Here is a 25292-nt window from a genome sequence, read left to right on the forward strand (position 1 = left end):
TTCCCCGGCCTTTTGGATGCCTTCTGGATCGGCCGGTGTCCGGATCCCGACAGGATCAGCCGGTCGTCCTCGCAAGCGGCACGCGCCCGAGCCAGGCCGCCAACTCCCCATAGGCGTCCGCCCCTTCAGGGGCCTCCTGCACCGTGCCGAACGGCACACCCTCGCCGCGTCGCTCGGCGGGCAGCGCCTGGTGCGCGAAGTCCAGCGCGAACCGCGCCAGTTCCTGGTCGAGTTCGAGCGGCCGCCCGAGCGCCTCGGACAGATCCCAGGTGTGGGTCACGGACTCCATCACGTATCCGGAGAGCGCGATCCGCCCCGGAGCGTCGCCCCACGGCACCCGCACCGGCGCGTCGAGGCGCGCGTCGTCGGCCCAGGCGTCCAGCGTGGCCGCCCTGACCTTCTCGTAGGCCGCGCCGAAGCCGTCGTCCTGCACGTCGTCGGCGAACGGCGTGACCGCGAGACCGTCGCCGCCCTCGCCGACGACCTGGATGCGCCGGGTCCCGCCGACGATGTGCGAGAGAAGCCTGCGTACGTCGTATTCGTCGCAGGGCGTGGCGGCGTCGAGCTGCTCGGGGCGCACGGTGGCGATGAGCGTCGCGATCTGTTCGGTGGCGCGGGCGAAGACGGGGCGGGGGTCGGGAGAGGCGTTCATGGCTGACTTCTTTCGTCCGTCGGTTCGGTCTCTGCGCGTGCGACGGGCGCGCCCATCGCACGGCCGCCGCTGACGAAGGAGACTCTCGCCGCATAACCTGACACCTGCCGTCAGCTTTTCCGTCATCCTTGACGACGTGAAATCCGACCGGCTCCTCTCGATCCTGCTGCTGCTCCAGACCCGCGGCCAGGTCCCCGCGCATGAACTGGCCGACCGCCTCGAAGTCTCCGTACGCACCATCTACCGCGACATCGAGGCGCTGTCCTCGTCCGGCGTCCCGGTGTACGCCGAGCGCGGCCGGCATGGCGGCATCGCGCTGCTTCCCGGCTTCCGTACGGACGTCACGGGGCTGACGCAGGACGAGTCGCGGGCCCTGTTCATCCTCGCCGCGCAGGGCGCGCACGCCGCGCTCGGACTCGACGCGGCGCTCGGCTCGGCGCTGCGCAAGGTCATGGCCGCGATGCCCGAACCGCACCGTCCCGCCGCCGAGTTGACGAGCCGTCGGATTCTTGTCGACTCGGCGCGCTGGATGCCGGGGGCCCGCGGGTCCGGTCCGGCCGTGGCCGACCTGGACGTGCTGCAGGACGCCGTCTTCGCCGACCGGCGGCTGCGCCTTCGCTACCGGCACGGCGGCGACGCGGAGCCGAGCACCTACACCGTGGACCCCTATGGCCTCGTGTCGAAGGCGGGCGTCTGGTACCTGGTCGCGGACCGGCGCGGCGCCCCGCAGCTGTTCCGCGCCGACCGTGTGCAGTCGGCGACCCGCACGGACGCGCCCGTCAAGCGCCGTCCCGGCGTCGAACTGGCCGACATCTGGGGGGTGTTGAAGCGTCAGGTCGAGGACCGTCCGGTCGGCGTCGAGGTGACGGCGCGGGTGGCACGGGACCGCTTCGCGCTGTTCCTGCGCCTCAACGGCCATCGGATCGCCGCACACCCCGAGGACGACGGCGAGAGCGAGTGGATCACCGTCCGTCTCGGGTACGGAGTCCTGGGCGAGGTCCGGACCCTGCTTCCCTTCGCCGCCGGAGTGGAAGTCCTCGCGCCGCCCGAGGCCCGCGCCGAGCTGGCACGGGCCGCCGCGGCCGTCACGGAGCTGTACCGAGACGTTCCGGACGCAGGAAACGGCTCAGCTCGCCGGTGAGTTCGGCGGGCGCGTCCTCCTGTACGAGATGTCCCGCACCCTCGATCAGGCGCAGCTCGGCGCCGGGGATCAGCTTGGCCAGTTCATGGCCGCGCTCGACGGGGATCCAAGTGTCGTCGGTGCCCCAGCAGATGAGGACGGGCAGCGCCAACTCCCCGTACCGTCCCTGGATCTCGTCGGTGAACCGCTGGTCGTTCTGCTCGATCTGCCGGTAGAAGGCGGGCCTGCCCTCGTCGGTGCACCAGGGCTCGACGAGCCGGTCGAGCACCGCCGGGTGCAGCCCGCGGTGGCTCGCCGATGCGACGTACTCCCGCACCAGCGCCTCGTGCAGGGCGGGCGGCAGCTGCGCGAAGACGTCGGCGTGCGCGCCGAGCAGGCGGTAGGTGGGGGAGCCCCAGGGGGCGAGCGCCACCGGGTCGACGACGGCGAGGCGGTCGTAGCGGGCGCCGTGCAGGAGGTGCGCGCGCAGGGCCACGCAGCCCCCGAAGTCATGCGCCACGACGGCGGGCCGCCGCAGGCCCCAGTGGGCCAGGAGTTCGGTCAGGACGCGGGCCTGCGCGGCCAGGGACACGTCCTGCCCCGCGGCCATCTCCGAGGTGCCGTAGCCCGGCAAGTCCCAGGCGTACACGCGGTGTTCGCGGGAGAGCGCGCGGGCGACGCCGCGCCAGACGTACGACGAGAAGGGGGTGCCGTGGACCAGGACGACCGGTGGCGCGTCCTCGGGGCCGACGGCGGTCCAGCGGACGGCGCCGGTCGGTCCTGCGAAGGTGTGGTCGAGCGTCCAGTCACGGTCGGTCGTCATGGGCGTAAGGCTAGTCGTCCAGCCAGTGGTGGCGTCCGAGGGACACCAGGCGCAACTGGCGGCGGGCCCGGTCCGCGACCCGCTCCTGGGCGTCGGGTGCCGCTTCCAGGAGTGCGGACGCGGTCATCACCATGTGGTCGACGTACGTACCGGCCAGCATCAGGAGGTCGTCCTCGTCCCAGCCCGCCGCCTCCGGCTCCTGGGCGAACTGGTCCTTCACCTCCTGTGCGAACAGGGCGAGTTGATCGCCGATGGCGGACCGCACTGCCTGTACGCCGCCGTGCAGCTCGCGGGAGATGAAGCGGACGTGGGCGGGGTGGGTGCGCACATAGGTGACGATCAACTCGACCGCGGCCGCGATGCGTTCCTCGCCGTCACCGGTCGCGGAGAGCAGCGAGGAGAGGGTCGTGTGCAGACTGCCGAGCGCCTCCTCGACCAGGGCCACGCCCAGGTCGTCCATGTCGCGGAAGTGCCGGTAGAAGGCGGTGGGCGCCACTCCCACGGCACGGGTGACCTCGCGCAGGCCCAGGCTGCTCAGGCTCTGCTCCTCGAGCAGCTGGAGCGCCGCGTCGAGGAGGGCCTGCCGGGTCTTCTGCTTCTGGGCCTGCCGGATGCCGAGAGTGTGACTCATGCCATGCAGTTAACAACTGTTCTCTGAGATTGGAAAGCCGGTGCGGTAGTAGACTCCTCAGTCAGTGAACAGTTGTAACCACAAACGTTCACCGAACACCTCACACGAGAGGCATCCCATGCTTTTCCTCGTCGCCGCCCTCCTGCTGCTCGGCGTCGCCATGGGCTCCGTGGCGCACGCGCCGCTGCCCGTCACCCTCGTCGCCGCGGCCGTCATCGGCGTCTGGCTCCTGATCTTCGCGATCCGTGAGCGCCGCGGGCAGCACCGCACACAGCCGGGCCACCACTGATCCGTACGACACCCACAAGGAGTCGCACCATGGAACTCACCAGCACCCTTACTGCTCCGGCAGCCCGGCGCGAGGCCGACGGGATGGCCGTCGCCTCGTTCGTGCTCGGCCTGCTCGGGCTCCTCGTCCTGAATCTCTTCCTCGGGCCCGTCGCCATCGTCCTCGCCGGCCTCGCGCTGCTGCGCGGCACCAGCCGGAAGGGGCGTGCCGTGCTCGGCCTCGGGCTCGGCGTGGCCGATCTCGTCGTCCTCGCCGCGCTCATGTCCATGGACAACACCGTGTCGTGGGGTCTCGCCGGCTGACACCGCTTGGACGCGGGCGGTGCCATGGCTCGTAGAATCGTGCGCACCATGGCCTACCTCGACCACGCAGCGACCACTCCGATGCTTCCGGAGGCGATCGCGGCGATGACCGCCCAGCTCGCCGTCACCGGCAACGCCTCCTCATTGCATGCCGCTGGGCGCCGGGCGCGACGCACCGTCGAGGAGGCCCGCGAGACGCTCGCCGAGTCGCTCGGCGCGCGCCCCAGCGAGACCGTCTTCACCGCGGGCGGCACCGAGGCGGACAACCTCGCCGTGAAGGGCCTCTACTGGGCCCGGCGCGACGCCGAACCCGCGCGCACCCGTGTGCTCGCGAGCCCCGTCGAGCACCACGCCGTCCTGGACGCCGTGCACTGGCTCGGCGAACACGAGGGCGCCACCGTCGAGTACCTCCCCGTCGACCGGTACGGGCGCGTGCACCCCGAAGCCCTGCGCGAGGCGATCGAGCGGGACCCCGCCGATGTCGCGCTCGCCACCGTCATGTGGGCCAACAACGAGATCGGCACGATCCAGCCGGTCCGCGAACTGGCCGACGTGGCAGCGGAGTTCGACATTCCGTTGCATGCGGACGCGGTGCAGGCCTTCGGGCAGGTGCCCGTCGACTTCGGCGCGTCCGGGCTCGCCGCGATGACCGTGTCCGGCCACAAGATCGGCGGTCCGTACGGCATCGGCGCGCTGCTCCTCGGCCGCGAGTACAGCCCCGTTCCCGTCCTGCACGGCGGCGGGCAGGAGCGCCATGTGCGCTCCGGGACGCTGGACGTGCCCGCGATCGCCGCGTTCGCCGTGGCGGGACAGCACGCCGCCGCCCAGCGCGAGTGGTTCGCCCGCGAGATCGGCGCCCTGCGCGACGAACTGGTCGCCGCGGTGCGTGGGGCGGTTCCTGAGGCGATCCTCGGGGGCGACCCCGTCGACCGGCTGCCCGCCAACGCGCACTTCACCTTCGCCGGTTGCGAGGGCGACTCCCTGCTACTGCTGCTCGACGCCCAGGGCATCGAGTGCTCCACCGGCTCGGCGTGCACGGCGGGCGTGGCCCAGCCCAGCCACGTCCTGCTCGCCACCGGCACCGACCCGGACCTGGCCCGCGGCACGCTCCGCTTCTCCCTGGGGCACACCTCCACGAAGGCCGACGTCGACGCGGTGGCGCGGGCGATCGGCCCGGCGGTGGAGCGGGCGCGGACGGCGGGGCTGAGCTAGGCCGATTCGATCCGCCTCCGATCCGTCTCGATCGGTCTTATCCGCTCCGGCCGAACGGGGCTGTATCCAGCCGAATTGAGCTGAACCGTGTGGTTCCGCGTCGATCCGGCCCGATCCGGACCGAGCGGGAGCCGGATAGGTCACATCCTTGGAACCACCCGGGAATCCGGCCCGAGTTGATGGCGTTCTGGGTAGATATGGAAGTGGCCGACCGTCGGAGCGCGATACGCCGCAGCCATTCCACCGATCTATGCTTGCCGCTCGCGAGTCCGCTCCGCGCGTTCGGGGCTGCACGAAGACCCCCCCTCCTGGAGTTCACATTGAAGGCGAACCTCCGCTCTCGCATCACCGCGCGGCTCGGGCGCATCTACCTCTCCCGGATCCAGCGGAACGGGATCAGTTCCTCGACGATCGCGCGGCTGCCCGAGCCGCTGCTCGCGCCGATGCGCCGCGAGGGACTCGACCCGGTGGCCGGTCTCACCGCCAAGCAGGCGGAGCAGCCGATCTACCAGGTGCCGCTGCCGTTCGGCATGGACGCCTGGGTCGTCACGGGCTACGACGAGGTCAAGGCCGTGCTCGGCGAGACCGACGGGTTCAGCAACGACTTCACGAACCTCGCGGGCAACGCGGGCGTCTCCGAGGAGCAGAACCCCGGCGGCCTCGGCTTCAGCGACCCCCCGGTCCACACGCATCTGCGGCGCATCCTCACGCCCGAGTTCACGATGCGCAGGCTGCGGCGTCTGACGCCCCGGATCGACGCCATCGTCGAGGAGCGGCTCGACGCGATGGCCGCGTCCGAAGGGCCCGTCGACCTCGTGGAGGCCTTCGCGCTGCCGATCCCCTCGCTCACGATCTGCGAGCTGCTCGGCGTGCCCTATGAGGACCGCCACGACTTCCAGCAGCTGGCCATGGAGCGCTTCGACCTCTTCGCCGGGGCGACCGCGCCGTTCGGCGCCATATCCGCCTCGCTGTCCTACTTCAGGGACGTCGTCAAGAAGCAGCGCGAGAACCCGGGCGACGGGCTCCTCGGCATGATCGTCAAGGAGCACGGCGACACGGTCGACGACGAGGAGCTCGCGGGCCTCGCCGACGGCATCCTGACCGGCGGCTTCGAGACCACCGCGAGCATGCTGGCCCTCGGCTCGCTGCTCCTGCTCCAGCACCCCGACGCCGCCGCACGACTGCGCGACGACGACGCGGCGGCGTCGCCCTTCGTGGAGGAGGCGCTGCGCTATCTGACCGTCGTGCAGGTGGCCTTCCCGCGGTTCGCCCGCGAGGACATCGAGATAGCCGGGGTGCGCATCCCCAAGGGCGACCTCGTCCTGTGCTCCCTCAGCGGCGGCAACCGCGACGCCAAGTACACCGCGGACGGAGGCGGCTTCGACCCGGACCGCAAGGCTTCGGGGCATCTCGCCTTCGGGTACGGCATCCACCGCTGCATCGGCGCCGAACTGGCCCGCATGGAGCTGCGCGCCGCCTACCCGGCCCTGGTGCGGCGCTTCCCCGAGATGCGCCTTGCGGTCGCCCCCGACGACCTCGCGTTCCGCAAGCTGTCGATCGTCTACGGCGTGGAGTCGCTGCCCGTACACCTTCGGTGATGGCGGTCAGAAGTCAGGCGAGGGCGGTGCGGGCGTGCCGCACGAGCCGTATGTACCGGTCCCAGTCCCAGTGCGGACCGGGATCGGTGTGGTCCGTGCCCGGCACCTCCACATGGCCGACGATGTGCTCCCGGTCCACGGGGATGTCGTACCGCTTGCAGATCCCCGCCGTGAGCCGTGCCGAAGACGCGTACATGGCATCCGTGAACGAGGACTTCTTGTCGACGAAGCCCTCGTGCTCGATGCCGATGCTCCGTTCGTTGTAGCTCCTGTTCCCCGCGTGGAACGCGACGTCCAGCTCGCGGATCATCTGGGCGACATGCCCGTCCTTGCGCACCACGTAGTGCGCGGCCGCGCCGTGGGCCGGGTCCTTGAACACCCGCAGCGCCGTCGCGTACCCGCCCTGGACGACGTGGATGACGACCATGTCGATCTCGTAGTCGTCGGGTCGGTCCGCGCGCCGCCAGTTGTAGTCGGACGCGGCGACCCACTGCGCGCCCTTGGCGTCGACCTCGCCCTCCTTGCGCTTCTTGACCACGCCGGGCAGCCGCCACCACAGCCGGCCGAGGTCGTCCGCGGCGAGCGCGGCCGTGCCGGCGGCCGCCACCGCGCCGCCGATCAGCAACGTCCGCCGGTTGACGCCCCGGCGCCCCGGCTTCCGCTCCGCCGTCGTGTCCTTTTCTTCCCCCATGTGATCGTGAACGCTTACTCATGGGCGCCTGGTTCCCGCGGCCCCGTACCCTGTTAGAGCTATGACTGAGACCCAGACCCCGCAGCGCCCCCGCCCCCTTCGCGTTCTCGCCGCCATGTCCGGCGGCGTGGACTCCGCCGTCGCCGCCGCCCGGGCCGCCGAAGCAGGGCACGACGTGACCGGAGTGCACCTGGCGCTCTCGGCGAACCCGCAGTCGTTCCGCACGGGCGCGCGAGGCTGCTGCACCATCGAGGACTCGCGCGACGCCCGCCGCGCCGCCGACGTCATCGGCATCCCGTTCTACGTATGGGACCTTGCCGAGCGGTTCCGCGAGGACGTGGTCGACGACTTCATCGCCGAGTACGAGGCGGGGCGCACCCCCAACCCGTGCCTGCGCTGCAACGAGAAGATCAAGTTCGCCGCGCTCCTGGACAAGGCGCTCGCGCTCGGCTTCGACGCGGTCGTCACGGGCCACTACGCGAAGGTGATCACGCACGAGGACGGCACCCGCGAACTGCACCGGGCCTCCGACATGGCCAAGGACCAGAGCTACGTCCTCGGGGTCCTGGACGACCGCCAGCTCGCCCACGCGATGTTCCCCCTCGGTGACACGGTCACCACCAAGGAGGAGATCCGCGCGGAGGCCGAGGAGCGCGGCCTGGCCGTCGCCAAGAAGCCCGACAGCCACGACATCTGCTTCATCGCGGACGGTGACACCCAGGGCTTCCTCGCGGACCGCCTGGGCAAGGCGGAGGGCGACATCGTGGACGCCGAGGGGAACAAGCTGGGCACCCACGAGGGCGCGTACGGCTACACGATCGGCCAGCGCAAGGGACTGCGCATCGGCACCCCCGCCCCCGACGGCAAGCCCCGCTACGTCCTGGACATCTCGCCCGTGAACAACACGGTGACGGTCGGCCCGGTCGACGCGCTCGACGTGACGGCCCTGACGGCCATCAAGCCCCGCTGGTGCGGCGTGGCCCCCTCCGGCCCCGGCACGTACACCGCGCAGCTGCGGGCCCACGGCGGCGAGACGGAGGTGACCGCCGAGCTCGTCGACGGCACCCTGCACGTCTCCTTCGACGAGCCCGTACGCGGCGTGGCCCCTGGCCAGGCGGTCGTGCTCTACGACGGCACGCGCGTGGTGGGGTCGGCGACGATCGCGGCCACGGAGCGGGCCGCCGCGGTGGCCTAGTCGGTCGTCACCTCGTAGAAGCAGAGGTGGTCCTTGATCTGGGCCACCGCTTCCTTCGGCTCCGGGTAGGCCCAGACCGTGTCCTTCGCGTCGGGGAGCGACCAGTAGGAGGCCGTTCCCTTGAAGGGGCAGTAGGTGGTGGTCTCCGAAGGCGTCAGCAGATCCGTGCGGACGTCCTCCGGAGGGAGGTAGTAGCGCACCGGGTAGCCCGTCTCGCGCAGCAGCAGGGGGCGCCGGCTCTCCGCGACGACCTGGCCATCGCGCACCACGCGTACGTGCTCCGTGCCCTGTTCGACGGTGATCTCGTGTCCTGCGGTCACAGTGGTCTCCTTCTCGGGGCCGGGGTTCGGACCGTACCGTGAAGCCATGAACATCTGTGTCTTCCTCTCCGCGGCCGACCTTCCCGAGCGCTACACCCGACCCGCCCGCGACTTCGCCGAACTCCTCGGCAAGGGCGGCCACACGCTGGTGTGGGGCGGCTCCGAGAGCGGCCTGATGAAGGTCGTCGCCGACGGCGTGCAGGAGGCCGGCGGCCGCCTCGTCGGCGTATCGGTCGACTTCCTCGCGGCCAAGGCCCGTACGAACGCCGACGAAATGGTGATCGCCAAGGACCTCGCCGAACGCAAGGCGCTGCTCCTGGGGAAGGCCGACGCGGTCGTGGTCATGGTCGGCGGCACCGGCACGCTCGACGAGGCCACCGAGATCCTTGAACTGAAGAAGCACGGCAGGACCGACAAGCCGGTGGTCCTGCTCAACTCGGCCGGTTTCTACGACGGGTTGAAGGAGCAGTTCCGGCGGATGGAGGACGAGGGATTCCTGCCGGTGCCGCTGACCGATCTGGTCTTCTTCGCCGAGGAGCCGGTGGGCGCCCTCGCCTACCTCGAGGAGTCTGTGGGCACGCGCTGAGCCGTGTCCGCCGGGGTGGGACCATGGGCCCATGGCTACACATGTGATCACCGGGGCGGGCTCCGGCATCGGCGCGGCCGTCGCGCGCCGCCTCCACGCACGCGGCGACGCCCTCGTCCTGCACGCACGGGACGCCGGCCGCGCCAAGGACCTCGCGGCGCAGTTCCCCGGAGCGGCCACGCTCGTGGGCGACCTCTCCGACCCGGACAGGCTCTCCTGGGCGTTCGGCCACCAGGCCCTGCCCGACCGGGTGGACTCCCTGCTGCACATCGCGGGCGTGGTCGACCTGGGCCGGGTCGGCGATCTCACCCCCAAGTCCTGGCGCCACCAGCTCAACGTGAACCTCATCGCCCCCGCCGAGCTGACCCGCCACTTCCTGCCGCAGCTCCGACTGGCCCAGGGACACGTGGTCTTCGTGAACTCGGGCGCAGGCCTGAACGCGCACGCCGACTGGTCCGCGTACGCCGCCTCCAAGCACGGCCTCAAGGCCCTCGCCGACGCCCTGCGCGCCGAGGAGCACGGCAACGGCGTCCGCGTCACCTCCGTCTACCCGGGCCGCACGGCGAGCCCCATGCAGGCCAAGGTCCACCAGCAGGAGGGCAAGGAGTACGACCCCTCCCGTTTCGTCGACCCGGAGTCGGTGGCCACCACGATCCTGACGGCACTCGACCTGCCGCGTGACGCGGAGATCAACGACCTGACGGTGCGGCCGGGACGGTGAGCGAGTTCAGCTTCGGCCCGGCCACCGGCGTCGGGTCCATGCCCGGCGGCGACGCACGCGAGGCCGCGAAGACCGTCACCGGCAGCATCGAGACGTTCCCCTACCTGGCGGAACTGCCCGCGCGGGGGCCCGGCGCCGACATGATCGGGCGGACCGCCGGGCTGCTCGTCGACCTCTACGCGCGCGTGGAGCCCAGCGGCTGGCGCATCGGCGACCGTCCTGGCCGCGACACCCGGCGGGCCAGGGCGTGGCTCGGCGAGGACCTCGACGCGCTCGAGGAGTTCACCCAGGGGTACGAGGGGCCGGTCAAGGTGCAGGCCGTGGGGCCGTGGACGCTTGCCGCCGCCCTGGAGCTGAAGAACGGCCAGGCCGCGCTCTCCGACACCGGCGCCTGCCGCGACCTGGCCGGATCGCTCGGGGAGGGACTGCGCGCCCACCTCGCGGACGTGCGCCGTCGCATCCCGGGCGCCCAGGTGGCGCTCCAGCTCGACGAACCCTCGCTCATCGCCGTGCTGCGCGGGCAGATCAAGACCGCAAGCGAGTACCGCACCCACCGCGCCGTGGACCGGCAGGTCGTCGAAAGCACCTTGCGGGACGTCCTCGGCGTCCAGGACGGTCCCGCCGTCGTGCATTCCTGCGCGCCCGACGTGCCGTTCGCGCTCCTGCGGCGGGCCGGCGCCGACGCCATCTCGTTCGACTTCTCACTCCTCACCGAGCGTGACGACGAGGCGATCGGGGAGGCCGTCGAGGCGGGCACGAAGCTCTTCGCCGGTGTCGTGCCGGGCGTGGACGGCCGATTGTCAGACCCGGCCGGTAGCGTCATGGGTGTCAGGACGCTGTGGCGCAGGCTGGGGCTGAATCCGGGTTCTCTCGCGGAGTCGGTCGTGGTCACTCCGTCGTGCGGCCTCGCGGGGGCTTCTCCCGCGTACGCACGCGCGGTACTCGCCCATTGTGTCCGGGCGGCGAGATCACTCGCGGACAACCCTGAGTAATTGGGTATGACGTAACGGGAGGACGAAACGGTGGCTGTCGAACAGCAAGGCTCTGTGCCCGCCGAGGCACGGGATCAGCACGCCCAGCTGGCCGAACAGATCGAGGAGCACCGCTTCCGGTACTACGTGAACGACCAACCGGTCGTCAGCGACGCCGAGTTCGACAAGCTCCTTCGCTCGCTCGAGGCCCTGGAGGAGCAGTACGCGGAGCTCCGTACGCCCGATTCGCCCACCCAGAAGGTCTCCGGGGCGTACGAGACCGACTTCACGTCGGTGGAGCACCGCGAGCGCATGCTCTCCCTGGACAACGCCTTCGACGACGAGGAGCTCGCCGCCTGGGCCGAGCGCGTCGCCAAGGACGTCGGCACGAGCGACCACCACTTCCTGTGCGAGCTGAAGATCGACGGCCTCGCCGTGAACCTCACGTACGAGGACGGGAAGCTCACGCGCGCGGCGACGCGCGGCGACGGCCGGGTCGGCGAGGACATCACGCCGAACGTCCGCACGATCGCGGACATCCCCGACCGCCTCAAGGGCGACGACATCCCCGCCCTCGTCGAGATCCGCGGCGAGGTCTTCTTCCCCATGGAGAAGTTCGAGGAGCTCAACGCCCGCCTTGTGGAGGCCGGCGACAAGCCGTTCGCCAACCCGCGCAACGCGGCGGCCGGTTCGCTGCGCCAGAAGGACCCCAGAGTCACCGCCACCAGGCCGCTGCACATGGTGGTGCACGGCATCGGCGCCCGCGAGGGCTTCGACATCGACTGCCTCAGCCACGCCTACGAACTCCTCCACGGCTGGGGCCTGCCCACCGCCCAGCACAACAAGGTGGTCCAAGGCCTCGACGGCGTACGGGAGTTCATCGCGTACTTCGGCGAGAACCGTCACTCCGTGGCGCACGAGATCGACGGCGTCGTCGTGAAGCTGGACGAGATCCCGCTCCAGGGCCGCCTCGGCTCGACCTCGCGCGCCCCGCGCTGGGCGATCGCCTGGAAGTACGCGCCGGAGGAGGTCAACACCAAGCTGGTCAACATCCGCGTGGGCGTCGGCCGCACCGGCCGCGTCACTCCGTACGCCCAGGTGGAGCCGGTCACCGTCGCCGGATCCGAGGTCGAGTTCGCGACGTTGCACAACCAGGACGTGGTGAAGAAGAAGGGCGTCTTCATCGGGGACACGGTCGTCCTGCGCAAGGCGGGCGACGTCATCCCGGAGATCCTCGGCCCGGTCGTCGACCTGCGCGACGGCACGGAGCGGGAGTTCGTGATGCCCGCCGAGTGCCCCGAGTGCGGGACGCCGCTGCGGCCCATGAAGGAGGGCGACATCGACCTCCGCTGCCCCAACGCCCGGTCCTGCCCTGCCCAGTTGCGCGAGCGCCTGTTCTACCTGGCGGGACGCAAGTGCCTGGACATCGAGAACTTCGGATACGTGGCGGCGGCCGCCCTCACCAAGCCCCTTGAGCCGTCCGAGCCGCCGATCCTGGACGAGGGCGACCTCTTCGACCTCACCATCGAGCAGCTCCTGCCCATCAAGGCGTACGTACTCGACCAGGACAGCGGCCTGCCCAAGCGCGACCCGAAGACCGGCGAGGAGAAGGTCGCCACGGTCTTCGCCAACCAGCAGGGCGAGGCGAAGAAGAACGCCGTGTCGATGCTGGAGAACATCGCGGCGGCCAAGGAGCGCCCGCTGGCCCGCATCATCACGGGCCTCTCGATCCGCCACGTCGGACCGGTCGCGGCGGAGGCACTGGCCCGCGAGTTCCGGTCGATCGACCGGATCGAGCAGGCCACGGAGGAGGAGCTTGCCGCCGTCGAGGGGGTCGGGCCGACCATCGCGGCCTCCCTCAAGCAGTGGTTCGAGGAGGAGTGGCACCGGGAGATCCTGCGCAAGTGGCGGGCGGCCGGGGTCCGTATGGAGGAAGAGGGCGGGGGAGAAGACGAAGGACCGCGCCCGCTGGAAGGTCTCACCGTTGTCGTCACCGGAACGCTCGAGAACCACACGCGGGATGGCGCAAAAGATGCGCTGCAGACCCTGGGTGCGAAGGTGACCGGTTCCGTTTCGAAGAAGACGGCATTCGTCGTCGTGGGCGACAACCCGGGATCCAAGTACGACAAGGCCATGCAGCTGAAGGTTCCGGTTCTCAACGAGGAAGGCTTCGCCGTCCTGCTGGAACAGGGACCGGACGCGGCGAAGGAAGTCGCGCTTCCGACCGAGGAGTAGCGGTTGAAGGCCACCCGTTCAGCGCATACCAGAGGCATACGGGTGGCCGGGTCGCATTCGGGCAACCGTTGTGGACCGCTGCCCGTGGACGCCTTCTGCGGCCTACTGTTGAGGTGTGCGCCTGCCGTGGCATTCAGACGCGGCTGACCGCTGGACCAAGTCCACGTGGCGCGTGCACCGCCGGCTGTGAGAGGGACGGGAATGGAACCGACCGAGAGCGCCGCCCCGGACTCCCGGCTGCGCGCGCGCCTGCGGCGCGGGCCGGGTGCGTGGTTGAGCAGACGCCGGACGCCGCGCGAGGCGGAGAGCAGCCGCGCCGCCGCGCCGGACACCACGGTCGAGCGACGTGAACGGGCGTGGAGCACGGTCGCCGGTTGCACCACCCAGGAGGTCGGCTCCGCCGGCCGGGCCAACGCGGGCGAGAGCACCCGGGACACGGCGGGCCAGGACGCGGGAGAGGCCGGCCACGGCGGCTGGCGCCCGCAGTCGTGGCGGAGCGCCGACGGGCAGGGCACGGACCGCACTTCGGGCGAGCACTGGCCGGTGCTTCCGGTCGCCGTCGTGACGACGGCCGCCGTGGTGCTCGGCGCCGGCTTCTTCCACGCGTTCACCGGGCACCACGCGCTGTTCCCTTCCGGCACCGTCGGCTGGTCCCTCGCCGTTCTGACGGGCCTCATCGTCGGCCACCTCGTCGCGCTCGGCCGTGACCGCTGGTGGGGCGGCACCGGCTCGGGCGGCGCGCTCACCGTCGCCGTCCTGCTGCTCTACGGCTGGCTGCCCGCCGGGATGGTCAGCCTCACCGTCGTCGTCCTGGTCGGTGTCGCGCGCCGCCATCGCTGGCGCCAGGGCATCCTGCACGGCGCGGTCGACATCCTCGGCATCGGCGCGGGCGCCCTCGCCATGGCCGCGTTCGGCACGGTGCCGACGGCGGAGTCGCCCTGGCTGCCCGAGACCTGGGACGTGTACTCGGCGCCCAAGGTCGCGCTGGCCGCCGTCGCCTATCTCGCCGTCACCCGTGTCCTGTTGTGGTACGTCCACGCGCCGAGCACCGGCGCGCTGCCGACGGTCACCCGCACCGCCCTGGTCCGCCAGGGCCTCGTCGGTGTCGCGCTGCTCGGCATCGCCCCGCTGATCTGCGTGGTCGCCGCATCGACGCCGCTTCTCCTGCCGCTCTTCGCGATCCCCCTGGTCGCGCTCGACTCGACGCTGTGGATCGCCCGCGCCAGGGCCGAGGAGCAGCTGCGCGACCCGCTCACCGGACTGCCCAACCGGCAGTGGCTGTTGGAGCGCACCTGGACGGCTCTGGACGATGCCGAGCGGATCGGGGCGCGGTCCGCCCTGATGCTGATCGACATGGACCGCTTCCGTTCGGTGAACGACACCCTCGGTCATCTCGCGGGCGACCGGCTGCTGTTGCAGATCGCCGACCGGCTCCGGCTCGCCCTGCCGCGCGGCGCGGAGGCCGCACGGCTCGGCGGTGACGAGTTCGCCGTACTGCTCCCGGTCGCCGACTCCACGACATCGGCCACCCGCGTGGCCCGCAACCTGGTCGCGGCGCTCGGCTCACCCCTCGACCTGGACGGCCTGACCCTGGTCCTTGAGGCCAGCGCGGGCCTCGCCGTCTTCCCCGACCACGCGCTCGACGCGGAGGGTCTGCTTCGCCGCGCGGACGTCGCGATGTACCAGGCCAAGCGCGACCGCACGGGCGTTGAGGTGTACGAGTCCAAGCGGGACTCCAACACCCCTGACCGCCTGGGCCTGTTGGGCGACCTGCGGCGCGCCCTGGACGCCGGTGACGTCGAGCTGCACTACCAGCCCAAGGTCCGCTTCGACGGCAAGGTCGCGGGGCTCGAGGCGCTGGTGCGGTGGGTGCACCCGGAGCGCGGGAAGGTGCCGCCGGACGAGTTCATCGCCATCGCCGAGTCGTCGGGGCTCATGCCGCACCTGACGGAGTACGTCCTGGAGACGGCGCTCGGGCAGGTCGCGAAGTGGCAGGCGATGGGCCTGAAGGTCCCGGTCGCGGTCAATGTCTCGCCGCGCGACGTCCACACCCCCGGTTTCGCCGGCGCGGTCGCCGCGCGCCTGGCCCGGCACGGGGTCCCCGCGGGGGCGCTGCAGCTGGAGATAACGGAGCACGTACTCCTCGAGGACCCGCAGCGGGCCGCGGACACCCTGGCAGGCCTTACCGGCCACGGCGTGAAGATGTCCCTCGACGACTTCGGTACGGGGTACTCGTCCCTGGTGCACCTGCGGCGGCTGCCCGTGAGCGAGCTCAAGATCGACCGCTCGTTCGTGGCCCGCCTGGCCGTGGACAATGAGGACGCGGAGATCGTCCGCTGCACCGTCGACCTCGCCCACTCCCTCGGCCTCCTCGTGGTCGCCGAGGGCGTCGAGGACGACGAGACATGGGAGCGCCTGCGGGACCTGGGCTGCGACGCCGTACAGGGCTGGCTGGTGGCCGCGGCGATGCCGGCCGGCGAGACGACGGCATGGCTGCAGGCGCGCGGACCCCGCGGCTGGCGCCGCCCCGTGGACATCGCGGCGGAGGAACAGGCGGCGGCGGAGGCGGGCGCGGACATCGCGAAGTAGCGTGCGGGGCAATCTCCGGGGTGATCTGCGCAGGCGGCGCGGACATGGCGAGGTGCCCTGCGGGGCAATCCGTACGCGCGAGCGCAGGTGCGTCGAGTTCGCCGGGCAATCGGGCGGGCGGGAAACCCGCCGCGGAGCGGCGGAGACCACCCCACCGCCGGGGGCGAAGAGGACGGCCCAAGCCTCCCGCAGGGAATCCGTTTCACGGGCATGGGGTGTGGCCCCATAGGATTGGGCCACAAACCGCACACTCACCCCTGAGGATCGCCGCATGCCTGGCATCACGCGCGAGGAGGTCGCCCACCTCGCCCGCCTTGCACGTCTGGAGCTGAAGGCCGAGGAGCTCGACCACTTCGCCGGACAGCTCGACGACATCATCGGCGCGGTCGCCCGCGTCTCCGAGGTCGCCGACCAAGACGTACCGCCGACCTCGCACCCGCTGCCGCTGACGAACGTCATGCGCGCGGACGAGGTCCGTCCGTCGCTCACCCCCGAGCAGGCGCTCTCGGGCGCCCCGGCCCAGGAGCAGCAGCGTTTCAAGGTGCCGCAGATCCTGGGGGAGGACTAACCACCATGACGGACAGCAACATCATCAAGCTCACGGCCGCCGAGATCGCGTCGAAGATCGCCGCCGGCGAGCTCACCGCGGTCGAGGTCACCGAGGCCCACCTCGCCCGCATCGAGGCCGTCGACGAGAAGGTGCACGCCTTCCTGCACGTCGACCGCGACGGCGCCCTCGCGCAGGCCCGCGCCGTCGACGCCAAGCGCGCCAACGGCGAGAAGCTCGGCCCGCTGGCCGGCGTACCGCTCGCGCTCAAGGACATCTTCACCACCGAGGGCGTACCGACCACGGCCGGTTCCAAGATCCTCGAGGGCTGGATCCCGCCGTACGACGCGACCCTCACGCGCAAGCTGAAGGAAGCCGACGTCGTCATCCTCGGCAAGACCAACATGGACGAGTTCGCCATGGGGTCCTCCACCGAGAACAGCGCGTACGGCCCCACCGGCAACCCGTGGGACCTCACCCGCATCCCCGGCGGCTCCGGCGGCGGCTCCTCCGCCGCCCTCGCCTCCTACGAGGCCCCCCTCGCCATCGGCACGGACACCGGCGGCTCCATCCGCCAGCCCGCGGCCGTCACCGGCACGGTCGGCGTCAAGCCCACCTACGGTGGCGTGTCCCGCTACGGCATGGTCGCCTTCTCGTCCTCCCTCGACCAGGGCGGCCCCTGCGCCCGCACGGTCCTGGACGCCGCGCTGCTTCACGAGGCCATCGCCGGGCACGACGTGCTCGACTCGACGTCCATCGACGCCCCGGTCCCGCCGGTCGTCGAGGCGGCGCGCAACGGCTCCGTACAGGGCATGCGCGTCGGTGTCGTGAAGCAGTTCGCGGGCGAGGGCTACCAGGCCGGTGTCGTCCAGCGCTTCCAGGAGTCGGTCGCCCTGCTCAAGGAGCTCGGCGCCGAGATCGTCGAACTGGACTGCCCGTCCTTCGACCTGGCGCTCTCCGCGTACTACCTGATCGCGCCGAGCGAGTGCTCGTCCAACCTGGCCCGCTTCGACGCCATGCGTTACGGCCTGCGGGTCGGCGACGACGGCACGAAGTCCGCCGAGGACGTCACCGCGCTGACCCGCGAGGCCGGCTTCGGCGACGAGGTCAAGCGCCGCATCATCCTGGGCACGTACGCACTGAGCTCCGGCTACTACGACGCGTACTACGGCAGCGCCCAGAAGGTCCGCACCCTGATCACGAAGGACTTCGAGAAGGCCTTCGAGCAGGTCGACGTGATCGTCTCGCCCGCGACGCCGACCACCGCCTTCCCGATCGGCGAGCGCGCCGACGACCCGATGGCGATGTACCTCGCGGACGTGTGCACCATCCCGTCGAACATGGCGGGCAACGCCGCCATGTCGCTGCCCTGCGGCCTCGCGCCGGAGGACGGCCTGCCCGTCGGGCTGCAGATCATCGCCCCCGCCATGAAGGACGACCGCCTGTACAAGGTGGGCGCTGCCGTAGAGGCCGCCTTCGTGGAAAAGTGGGGCCACCCGCTGCTTGAGGAGGCTCCGTCGCTGTGAGTGCCATGGCAAAGAAGGCCAAGAACTTCAAGAAGTCCAAGACCGGCGTCTATGTCTCGCTGGCCAGCACCGCCTTCGGCGCGATCAGTGTCGCGAAGCAGGCGAAGATGGCACGCAACGACAACGACACCCTGCGTCTGATCGACGCCGCCGTGTCCGCCGCCGCCATCGCTACCGGCCTGGCGATCCTCTACCGGGAGCTCAAGCGCCTGGGCGACGACGACGTCCTGCTGGGCTGAGAGGGAAAGTTTCACCGTGACTGTCACGACTGACCTGGTGGCGTACGAGGAAGCCCTCGCGACGTACGACCCCGTCATGGGCCTGGAGGTCCATGTCGAGCTCGGCACCAAGACGAAGATGTTCTGCGGCTGCTCCACCGAGCTCAAGCAGGACGCCAACAGCCAGACCTGCCCGACCTGTCTCGGCCTGCCCGGCGCCCTGCCGGTGGTCAACGAGATCGGCGTCGAGTCCGCCATCAAGATCGGCCTCGCGCTGAACTGCGAGATCGCCGAGTGGTGCCGCTTCGCCCGGAAGAACTACTTCTATCCGGACATGCCGAAGAACTTCCAGACCTCTCAGTACGACGAGCCGATCGCCTTCAACGGCTATCTGGACGTCCAGCTGGAGGACGGCGAGATCTTCCGCGTGGAGATCGAGCGCGCCCACATGGAGGAGGACACCGGCAAGTCCACGCACGTGGGCGGCGCGACGGGCCGTATCCACGGCGCATCGCACTCCCTCCTGGACTACAACCGCGCCGGCATCCCGCTCATCGAGATCGTCACCAAGCCCATCGAGGGCGCGGGCGAGCGGGCCCCCGAGGTCGCCAAGGCGTACGTCGCCGAGCTGCGCGAGGTCATCAAGGCGCTCGACGTGTCCGAGGCCCGGATGGACAAGGGCCAGATGCGCTGCGACGTGAACCTGTCGCTGCGGCCGCACGGGCGCGAGGAGTTCGGTACGCGCTCGGAGACGAAGAACGTCAACTCGCTCCGTTCCGTGGAGCGTGCGGCGCGCTTCGAGATCCAGCGCCACGCGGCCGTCCTGAACGGCGGCGGCACGATCGTCCAGGAGACCCGTCACTTCCACGAGGAAGACGGCTCCACGACGTCCGGCCGCATCAAGGACAACGCGGAGGACTACCGGTACTTCCCGGAGCCCGACCTCGTCCCCGTCGCCCCGGCCCGTGAGTGGGTCGAGGAACTGCGGGCCGGACTCCCGGAGATGCCGCGCGTACGCCGCAACCGTCTCCGCGAGGAGTGGGGCGTCAGCGAGCACGACATGCAGTCGATCCTCAACGCGGGCGCGGTCGACCCGATCGTCGCCACCATCGAGGCGGGCGCCGACGCGGCCGCGGCGCGCAAGTGGTGGATGGGCGAACTGGCCCGCAACGCCAACGAGTCGGGCAAGTCCCTGGACGAACTGCCCGTCACCCCGGCGCAGGTCGCCCGGGTCGCCGAGCTCGTCGCCAAGGGCGACCTGAACGACAAGCTGGCCCGCCAGGTCTTCGAGGGCGTCCTCGGCGGCGAGGGCACGCCGGACGAGGTCGTCGAGAAGCGCGGCCTGAAGGTCGTCTCGGACGAGGGCGCGCTGACGACTGCCGTCGACGAGGCCATCGCAGGCAACGCGGCGATCGCGGACAAGATCCGCGGCGGCAAGGTCCAGGCGGTCGGCGCGCTGGTCGGTGCCGTCATGAAGGCGACTCGGGGTCAGGCGGACGCGGCACGCGTCAAGGAGCTGATCCTGGAGAAGCTGGGCGTGGAGGGCTGAGCCCTCCGGGTACGAACAGGCAGGGGCGGCGCACCGGGTGGTGCGCCGCCCCTGCTGTGTCCCGGCAGCCCGTGCGTACCGTTGATCACCGGCTTCGCCGCGTTCGTCCTCAAACTCCCCCAAGCTCTTAAAGAGCAGGGGGGACCCCCTCGACGGGCTGAAACCATCCAGCCTCTCCGGCGTTTGAGGAGCGGGGGTCTGGGGGCGGAGCCCTCAGGGGTAACTCTTGGACGTTCACGTCGACTTCGTCCCCAGGCCTTCACAGCGAAACCGTTCCTCACTACCGTCCCAGCCGAGCAAGCCAATGGATCAGCGGAGAACCATTGGCCGTCGACTGGAGGTCGTACGTGTCCCCGGAGATATCGCGCAGGCGGCTGATGGCGGTCGGCGGTGGCGCGCTCGGTGCCGCCGCCGTCGGATCCTTCCTGCCCCCGTCGTTGCAGCAGGCATTGGCGCAGGACCGGCCCAAGGGCGGCGGCGGTCTCGACTCGATCGAGCACGTCGTCATCCTGATGCAGGAGAACCGGTCCTTCGACCACTACTTCGGGGCCCTGCGCGGCGTACGCGGCTTCGGTGACCGCAACGCCGTCCAACTGCCCGGCGGCAAGAGCGTGTTCGAGCAGCCCGGCGTGCTGCGCACCATCCTGCCCTTCCCGGTCCGTGAGGCCGCCGCGGCGCAGAAGAAGGACCTGCAGTACATCGGCGCCCTCGACCACTCCTGGGGCGGCGGCGCCAAGGCCTGGCACGACGGCTGGATGGACGGCTGGATCACCGCCAAGACGGCGGCCTGCATGGCGTACTACACGCGCGAGGACATCCCGCTGCACTACGAACTCGCCGACACCTTCACCGTCTGCGACGCCTACCACTCCTCCATCCACACCTCCACGAGCCCCAACCGCAACCACCTGTGGAGCGGCAAGACGGGATATGAGGCGAACGGCAAGCGGGCCGTCGAGAACGACGCGTACGACGAGGGCACGCACCCCGGCTACGACTGGGGGACGTACGCCGAGCGCCTGGAGAAGGCGGGCGTGAGCTGGCAGACGTACACGGAGTGGGAGAACTTCACCGACAACCAGATCGAGTTCTTCACCACCTTCAAGGCGATCGCCAAGAAGGTCCTCGCCAAGACCGGCCTCACCTTCATGGAGGCCTTCTACGCCAAGGTCCGCGACGCCAAGGACGACGTCGAGCGCGCGAAGCTGCTCGCCACCCTGGAGGAGGGCGTCGCCACCCTCACCAAGGCGGAGAAGTCGCTGTTCGAGCGCGGCCTGCGGCGCGTGCCGACGGGGAAGCTCGCCGAGACGTTCGCCAAGGACGTCGCGGACGGCAAGCTCCCGAAGGTCAGCTATCTGGTGCTGTCCGCGCTGGACTCCGAGCACCCCAGTGTCTCCTCGCCTATCCACAGCGCGACCATCGTCTACAAGGTCCTCGACGCGCTCGCCTCGCACCCCGAGGTGTGGCGCCGCACCGCCGTCTTCATCAACTACGACGAGAACGACGGCTTCTTCGACCACGTCCCGCCGCCCGTCCCCGGCGGCGACTCGGCAGAGGAGAAGGAAGAGCGCTGGGAGGGCCGCCCGACCGGGCTTGGCGTGCGCGTGCCGATGCTCGTCGTCTCGCCGTGGACCGTCGGCGGCTATGTCTGCTCCGAGGTCTTCGACCACACCTCCGTGGTGCGCTTCCTGGAGAAGTGGACCGGTGTGAAGGAGCCCAACATCAGCGCCTGGCGCCGCAAGGTCACCGGCGATCTCACCGGCGCCTTCGACTTCAGGCGCGGCCACCGGCAGCCCGACGTCGAGCAGCCCGGCGCCATCCCGGAGTTCAGCGGCCGCTGGGCCCCGCTGCCGCCTCTGAAGCAGTCCATGCCGGTCCAGGAGCCGGGCAGCCGGCGCGCCCGCCCGCTGCCGTACCAGCCCGACGCGGACGCGAAGCCGGGCGAGAGCGGTGCTCTCACGGTGCGGCTTCGCAACGGCGGCAGCTCCAGCGCGCACTTCGCGCTCTATCCCTACGCCGACGAGTTCAAGACCCCGCTCCACCAGGACGTCGTACGCGAGGGCTCCTGGACCGTGCCGGTGGCCAAGGACGCGTACGCCTTCACGGTCACCGGGCCGAACGGTTTCCGGCGCGAGTTCGCGGGCGGCAAGGACGGCGGCGCGCAGCTCGCCTCCGCGATCACCCGCCGCGAGATCCACCTCACCCTGGCCAATCGGGGCCGCCAGGAGCTCGTCTTCACGGTGAAGCCGCTCGGATACGTCGACGAGGCGGACGTCAGGTCGCGGACGCGGACCGTCCGGGTAAAGGCGGGCAGCAGCCGCACCGTCGCCTGGCCGACCGGTGACGAGCACGGCTGGTACGACGTCGAGATCACGGCCGCGGGCGAGCCCGCCTTCCGGCGGCGGCTCATGGGGCACATCGAGAACGGGCGCGCGAGCGTGTCCGGCTGACAGCGGGGCGTGAGGGCGCAGGGGAGCTCCAACGGGGCTCCCGTGCGCTCCGCATACCCCTGTGAGCATCGCCACGAAAGGGACAAAAGATCTCCCCGGGCTGTCAAGGTGACTGCGGTGTTTATGTCACCGCTCATGCGTTCTTTGCTGGCTGTTCGTTTTATTCACGGCTGTTCCCGGTAAAGATCCACGAATCATCCCAGGGAGCCAGTCAGTGGCAGCACTCGCACGGTGGTGCGTCAAGCACCGTCTCCTCGCAGTACTGCTGTGGCTCGTGGCCCTCGGCGGCACCGCGACCGCCGCGGCCGTCGCCGGATCCGCGTACTCGAACAATTACGAGGTGCCCGGCACCGAGTCGGGCCGTGCGACCGAGCTCCTGAACCAGGGTTTCGACGGCCTCGGCGGCGACAGCGACACCGTCGTCTGGAAGACCGACGCGGGCACATCGGTGCGCGCGGCCGCCGTCGAGCAGTCGATGACCGGCGCCCTCGACAAGATCTCCGAGATGCCCGCCGTGGCGTCCGTGATCAGCCCGTACACCGGGCAGGGCGCCGCCCAGATCAGCTCCGACGGGCACATCGCGTACGCGACCGTCACCTTCCACGAGCAGGCCGACGCCATCGACAAGGCGGACGCACAGGCCCTCGTCGACACCGCGAAGGCCGCCGAGACGGACGGCCTCGACGTGGAGCTCGGCGGCACCGCCGTCGGCCTCACCGAGTCCAAGAGCGCCCAGACCGCCGAGATCGTCGGCGTCGCCGTGGCCGCCGTCGTGCTCTTCCTCGCCTTCGGCTCGCTCGCCGCGTCGATCCTGCCCATCGCCACCGCCCTGGTCTCGGTGGGCACGGCGTACGCGGGCATAGTGCTGCTCGGGCACTTCATGACCGTCGCGGACTTCGCACCGATGCTGGGCACCCTGATCGGGCTCGGCGTCGGCATCGACTACGCGCTGTTCATCGTGACCAGACACCGCAAGGGCCTCAAACAAGGCCTGCCGGTGGCCGTCGCCGCCGAACGCGCGGTCGCCACCACCGGGCGCGCGGTCGTCTTCGCGGGCGCCACCGTGTGCATCGCGCTCCTCGGCATGCTCATCCTGCGGCTCAGCTTCCTCAACGGCGTCGCGATCGCCGCCTCGCTGACCGTGCTCCTCACCGTCGCCGCATCGGTGACCCTGCTTCCGGCCCTCCTCGCGTGGATAGGGCCGCGCGCGCTCAGCCGCCGCGAGCGGCGCCGCCTCGCCGAGCACGGCCCCGCACCGGAGCTGCCGACCGGGTTCGCCGCCCGCTGGTCCGCCTTCGTGGAGCGGCACCCCAAGCTGCTCGGTGTCGTCGCCATCGCCGTCATGGCGGTGCTCGCGCTGCCCACGCTCTCCCTGCACCTGGGCACATCCGACCAGGGGAACAACCCGGCGACGGCCACCACACGGCAGGCCTACGACCTGCTCGCCGACGGCTTCGGGCCCGGCGTGAACGGCCCGCTGACCCTGGTCACCGACGTGCAGACGGCGGGCGACCGGCTCGCCGTCGACAACCTCGGCTCCACTCTCGAGGGGACCAAGGGCGTCGCATCCGTCAGCCCCGTCACGTACGACGCGGACGGCACGGCCGCCTTCCTCACCGTCGTACCGGATTCGTCCCCGCAGTCCGAGCGGACCAGCGACCTGGTCGACCGGCTCCGTGACGACGTGCTGCCGAGGGCCGAGACGGGCACCTCGCTCGATGTGCACGTCGGCGGCGTCACCGCGAGCTACGACGACTTCGCGGAGATCATCGTCGGCAAGCTGCCGCTCTTCGTGGGGGTGGTGATCGGCCTCGGCTGCATCCTGCTCCTGCTCGCCTTCCGCTCGATCGGCATCCCGCTGAAGGCCGCCGCGATGAATGTGGCCGCCGTGGCCTCCGCCTTCGGGATCGTCGTCGCGATCTTCCAGTGGGGCTGGGGGAGCGAGCTGCTCGGCCTCGGCTCGGCGGGCCCCATCGAACCCTTCCTGCCCGTGATCATGGTGTCCGTCCTCTTCGGGCTCTCCATGGACTACCAGGTCTTCCTGGTCAGCCGGATGTACGAGGAGTGGCTGGAGACCGGCGACAACCGGCGGGCCGTCCGGGTCGGCCTCGCCGAGACGAGCCGGGTGATCAACTCGGCGGCCGTGATCATGATTTCGGTCTTCCTGGCCTTCGTCCTGAGCGGCGACCGGGTCATAGCGATGTTCGGCATCGGCCTCGCCGCCGCGGTCGCGCTCGACGCGTTCGTGCTCCGTACGCTGCTGGTGCCGGCGCTCATGCACATGCTGGGCGGCGCCAACTGGTGGCTGCCGCGCAGCCTCGACCGGTGGCTGCCGCGCATCAGCATCGAGCCTCCGGAATGTCGTTCGATTCCGGCCGATGTGCATGGAAAGATCGCGGCCATCCCGGGACAGCGGGACTCGCACGACGAGTCCGCAGGCGAATCCGCACCGGGTCAGGGTCGGCCGAAGGAGCAGGATGTTCGGGATATCGCTGGGCGAGGGCGCTGAACTGCGGCCCATCGAGCCGTGGCAGGCACAGGAGTTCCTCACCCACATCGAGCGGGCGCGTGACTACGCGGGGCCGTGGGTGCCCCTGACAGCGCTGGTGACGGACCTCGAATCGGCCCGGGAGCGGCTCCAGTCGTACGCCGACAAGCAGGCCGCCGACACCGGCCGCCTCTACGGGATCTGGCTGGACGGCACGCTCGTCGGCGGGGTCCTCTTCCGGATCTTCGACACCGCCACGGAGTCCTGCGAGGTCGGGGTCTGGCTGGAACCCTCGGCGACGGGGCGTGGCCTGGTCTCCAGGGCGGCGCGGGTCCTCATCGACTGGGCGGTCTACGAGCGCGGCATGCACCGCGTGGAGTGGATGGCGTCCTCCGCGAACGCCCCCAGCATCGCGCTCGCCAAGCGCCTCGGCATGACGAAGGACGGCGTGCTGCGGGAGTGCTTCCCCTGGCAGGGGGTGCGGCACGACATGGAGGTGTGGTCGGTGCTCGCGCCGGAGTGGCGCGAGGCGCGCGAGGCTCGTTAAGAAACCTCTCAGACTCCGTCCGTACGGTGCGG

At 70.7% G+C, this 25292-nt stretch carries 23 protein-coding genes; 18 read left to right on the top strand and 5 right to left on the bottom strand.

Features of this window, described 5'->3' with window-relative positions; all coding sequences use genetic code 11:
* Window positions 1-55: 55 nt before the first annotated feature.
* Window positions 56-652 (bottom strand): TIGR03086 family metal-binding protein, encoded by a 597-nt coding sequence (locus tag OG453_RS26305; RefSeq protein ID WP_266870979.1) that lies wholly within the window; start codon window positions 650-652, stop codon window positions 56-58.
* A 136-nt stretch (window positions 653-788) separates the two neighbouring features.
* Between OG453_RS26305 and OG453_RS26310 the strand changes: the two genes are divergently transcribed.
* Window positions 789-1793: a YafY family protein gene (locus OG453_RS26310; RefSeq protein ID WP_266870980.1), complete on the top strand. Its 1005-nt coding sequence runs from the start codon at window positions 789-791 to the stop codon at window positions 1791-1793.
* Here OG453_RS26310 and OG453_RS26315 read toward each other — a convergent pair.
* Complete coding sequence (locus OG453_RS26315) at window positions 1738-2595, bottom strand: alpha/beta fold hydrolase (RefSeq protein WP_266870981.1); 858 nt, start codon at window positions 2593-2595, stop codon at window positions 1738-1740. The genes OG453_RS26310 and OG453_RS26315 overlap by 56 nt on opposite strands.
* 10 nt (window positions 2596-2605) lie before the next feature.
* On the bottom strand, window positions 2606-3226 hold the full coding sequence (locus tag OG453_RS26320) for a TetR family transcriptional regulator (protein WP_266870982.1): 621 nt from the start codon (window positions 3224-3226) through the stop codon (window positions 2606-2608).
* 118 nt (window positions 3227-3344) lie between these two features.
* Between OG453_RS26320 and OG453_RS26325 the strand changes: the two genes are divergently transcribed.
* From OG453_RS26325 to OG453_RS26340, 4 genes are all read left to right on the top strand, one after another.
* Window positions 3345-3515: a hypothetical protein gene (locus tag OG453_RS26325; protein WP_266870983.1), complete on the top strand. Its 171-nt coding sequence runs from the start codon at window positions 3345-3347 to the stop codon at window positions 3513-3515.
* A 29-nt stretch (window positions 3516-3544) separates the two neighbouring features.
* Window positions 3545-3817 (top strand): DUF4190 domain-containing protein, encoded by a 273-nt coding sequence (locus OG453_RS26330; protein WP_266870984.1) that lies wholly within the window; start codon window positions 3545-3547, stop codon window positions 3815-3817.
* Window positions 3818-3865: 48 nt separating this feature from the next.
* On the top strand, window positions 3866-5029 hold the full coding sequence (locus OG453_RS26335; RefSeq protein WP_266873136.1) for a cysteine desulfurase family protein: 1164 nt from the start codon (window positions 3866-3868) through the stop codon (window positions 5027-5029).
* A gap of 443 nt (window positions 5030-5472) precedes the next feature.
* On the top strand, window positions 5473-6627 hold the full coding sequence (locus tag OG453_RS26340; RefSeq protein ID WP_266873137.1) for a cytochrome P450: 1155 nt from the start codon (window positions 5473-5475) through the stop codon (window positions 6625-6627).
* Window positions 6628-6640: 13 nt separating this feature from the next.
* Here OG453_RS26340 and OG453_RS26345 read toward each other — a convergent pair whose 3' ends face one another.
* A complete protein-coding gene (locus OG453_RS26345) occupies window positions 6641-7318 on the bottom strand; it encodes an N-acetylmuramoyl-L-alanine amidase (RefSeq protein WP_266870985.1) in 678 nt (225 codons plus the stop codon).
* Between the two features lie 61 nt (window positions 7319-7379).
* Here OG453_RS26345 and mnmA point away from each other — a divergent pair, with 61 nt between their 5' ends.
* Window positions 7380-8513: a tRNA 2-thiouridine(34) synthase MnmA gene (mnmA, locus tag OG453_RS26350; RefSeq protein WP_266870986.1), complete on the top strand. Its 1134-nt coding sequence runs from the start codon at window positions 7380-7382 to the stop codon at window positions 8511-8513.
* On the opposite strand, the gene OG453_RS26355 is transcribed toward mnmA, so the two are convergent.
* A complete protein-coding gene (locus tag OG453_RS26355; protein WP_266870987.1) occupies window positions 8510-8833 on the bottom strand; it encodes a DUF427 domain-containing protein in 324 nt (107 codons plus the stop codon). The two genes, mnmA and OG453_RS26355, sit on opposite strands and share 4 nt — an antisense overlap.
* A 46-nt stretch (window positions 8834-8879) precedes the next feature.
* Here OG453_RS26355 and OG453_RS26360 point away from each other — a divergent pair, with 46 nt between their 5' ends.
* From OG453_RS26360 to OG453_RS26415, 12 genes are all read left to right on the top strand, one after another.
* The gene (locus OG453_RS26360) at window positions 8880-9419 is read left to right on the top strand and encodes a TIGR00730 family Rossman fold protein (RefSeq protein WP_266870988.1); all 540 of its coding nucleotides are present in this window, start codon (window positions 8880-8882) and stop codon (window positions 9417-9419) included.
* Between the two features lie 31 nt (window positions 9420-9450).
* A complete protein-coding gene (locus OG453_RS26365; protein WP_266870989.1) occupies window positions 9451-10140 on the top strand; it encodes an SDR family oxidoreductase in 690 nt (229 codons plus the stop codon).
* Window positions 10137-11132 (top strand): methionine synthase, encoded by a 996-nt coding sequence (locus tag OG453_RS26370; RefSeq protein ID WP_266870990.1) that lies wholly within the window; start codon window positions 10137-10139, stop codon window positions 11130-11132. The genes OG453_RS26365 and OG453_RS26370 overlap by 4 nt, the downstream gene beginning before the upstream one ends.
* A 30-nt stretch (window positions 11133-11162) precedes the next feature.
* Complete coding sequence (gene ligA / locus OG453_RS26375; protein ID WP_266870991.1) at window positions 11163-13346, top strand: NAD-dependent DNA ligase LigA; 2184 nt, start codon at window positions 11163-11165, stop codon at window positions 13344-13346.
* A 201-nt stretch (window positions 13347-13547) separates the two neighbouring features.
* Complete coding sequence (locus tag OG453_RS26380; protein WP_266870992.1) at window positions 13548-15935, top strand: bifunctional diguanylate cyclase/phosphodiesterase; 2388 nt, start codon at window positions 13548-13550, stop codon at window positions 15933-15935.
* 271 nt (window positions 15936-16206) lie between these two features.
* Window positions 16207-16503: an Asp-tRNA(Asn)/Glu-tRNA(Gln) amidotransferase subunit GatC gene (gatC, locus tag OG453_RS26385; protein ID WP_010984178.1), complete on the top strand. Its 297-nt coding sequence runs from the start codon at window positions 16207-16209 to the stop codon at window positions 16501-16503.
* A gap of 5 nt (window positions 16504-16508) precedes the next feature.
* Window positions 16509-18008 carry an Asp-tRNA(Asn)/Glu-tRNA(Gln) amidotransferase subunit GatA gene (gene gatA, locus OG453_RS26390; protein WP_266870993.1) on the top strand — a complete coding sequence of 500 codons (1500 nt, stop codon included), beginning with the start codon at window positions 16509-16511 and terminating at the stop codon, window positions 18006-18008.
* Window positions 18009-18013: 5 nt separating this feature from the next.
* Window positions 18014-18247 (top strand): hypothetical protein, encoded by a 234-nt coding sequence (locus OG453_RS26395; RefSeq protein ID WP_266873138.1) that lies wholly within the window; start codon window positions 18014-18016, stop codon window positions 18245-18247.
* 16 nt (window positions 18248-18263) lie between these two features.
* On the top strand, window positions 18264-19775 hold the full coding sequence (gatB, locus tag OG453_RS26400; RefSeq protein WP_266870995.1) for an Asp-tRNA(Asn)/Glu-tRNA(Gln) amidotransferase subunit GatB: 1512 nt from the start codon (window positions 18264-18266) through the stop codon (window positions 19773-19775).
* A gap of 347 nt (window positions 19776-20122) precedes the next feature.
* Entirely contained in the window at window positions 20123-22225 is a 2103-nt protein-coding gene (locus OG453_RS26405) for a phosphocholine-specific phospholipase C (RefSeq protein ID WP_266870996.1), read from the top strand.
* A 214-nt stretch (window positions 22226-22439) separates the two neighbouring features.
* Complete coding sequence (locus OG453_RS26410; RefSeq protein ID WP_266870997.1) at window positions 22440-24734, top strand: MMPL family transporter; 2295 nt, start codon at window positions 22440-22442, stop codon at window positions 24732-24734.
* Entirely contained in the window at window positions 24703-25260 is a 558-nt protein-coding gene (locus OG453_RS26415) for a GNAT family N-acetyltransferase (protein ID WP_266870998.1), read from the top strand. The genes OG453_RS26410 and OG453_RS26415 overlap by 32 nt, the downstream gene beginning before the upstream one ends.
* The last annotated feature ends 32 nt before the right edge of the window (window positions 25261-25292 follow it).

Origin of the sequence: Streptomyces sp. NBC_01381, assembly GCF_026340305.1 — a bacterium.
GTDB lineage: Bacteria > Actinomycetota > Actinomycetes > Streptomycetales > Streptomycetaceae > Streptomyces.

Excerpts from the sequence above, each read along its gene's own strand:
- OG453_RS26305 (WP_266870979.1), bottom strand. The coding sequence starts at position 652 with ATGAACGCCTCTCCCGACCCCCGCCCCGTCTTCGCCCGCGCCACCGAA.
- OG453_RS26315 (WP_266870981.1), bottom strand. The coding sequence starts at position 2,595 with ATGACGACCGACCGTGACTGGACGCTCGACCACACCTTCGCAGGACCG.
- OG453_RS26320 (WP_266870982.1), bottom strand. The coding sequence starts at position 3,226 with ATGAGTCACACTCTCGGCATCCGGCAGGCCCAGAAGCAGAAGACCCGG.
- OG453_RS26325 (WP_266870983.1), top strand. The coding sequence starts at position 3,345 with ATGCTTTTCCTCGTCGCCGCCCTCCTGCTGCTCGGCGTCGCCATGGGC.
- OG453_RS26330 (WP_266870984.1), top strand. The coding sequence starts at position 3,545 with ATGGAACTCACCAGCACCCTTACTGCTCCGGCAGCCCGGCGCGAGGCC.
- OG453_RS26335 (WP_266873136.1), top strand. The coding sequence starts at position 3,866 with ATGGCCTACCTCGACCACGCAGCGACCACTCCGATGCTTCCGGAGGCG.
- OG453_RS26340 (WP_266873137.1), top strand. The coding sequence starts at position 5,473 with ATGCGCCGCGAGGGACTCGACCCGGTGGCCGGTCTCACCGCCAAGCAG.
- OG453_RS26345 (WP_266870985.1), bottom strand. The coding sequence starts at position 7,318 with ATGGGGGAAGAAAAGGACACGACGGCGGAGCGGAAGCCGGGGCGCCGG.
- mnmA (WP_266870986.1), top strand. The coding sequence starts at position 7,380 with ATGACTGAGACCCAGACCCCGCAGCGCCCCCGCCCCCTTCGCGTTCTC.
- OG453_RS26360 (WP_266870988.1), top strand. The coding sequence starts at position 8,880 with ATGAACATCTGTGTCTTCCTCTCCGCGGCCGACCTTCCCGAGCGCTAC.
- OG453_RS26365 (WP_266870989.1), top strand. The coding sequence starts at position 9,451 with ATGGCTACACATGTGATCACCGGGGCGGGCTCCGGCATCGGCGCGGCC.
- OG453_RS26380 (WP_266870992.1), top strand. The coding sequence starts at position 13,548 with ATGGAACCGACCGAGAGCGCCGCCCCGGACTCCCGGCTGCGCGCGCGC.
- gatC (WP_010984178.1), top strand. The coding sequence starts at position 16,207 with ATGCCTGGCATCACGCGCGAGGAGGTCGCCCACCTCGCCCGCCTTGCA.
- gatA (WP_266870993.1), top strand. The coding sequence starts at position 16,509 with ATGACGGACAGCAACATCATCAAGCTCACGGCCGCCGAGATCGCGTCG.
- OG453_RS26395 (WP_266873138.1), top strand. The coding sequence starts at position 18,014 with ATGGCAAAGAAGGCCAAGAACTTCAAGAAGTCCAAGACCGGCGTCTAT.
- OG453_RS26415 (WP_266870998.1), top strand. The coding sequence starts at position 24,703 with ATGTTCGGGATATCGCTGGGCGAGGGCGCTGAACTGCGGCCCATCGAG.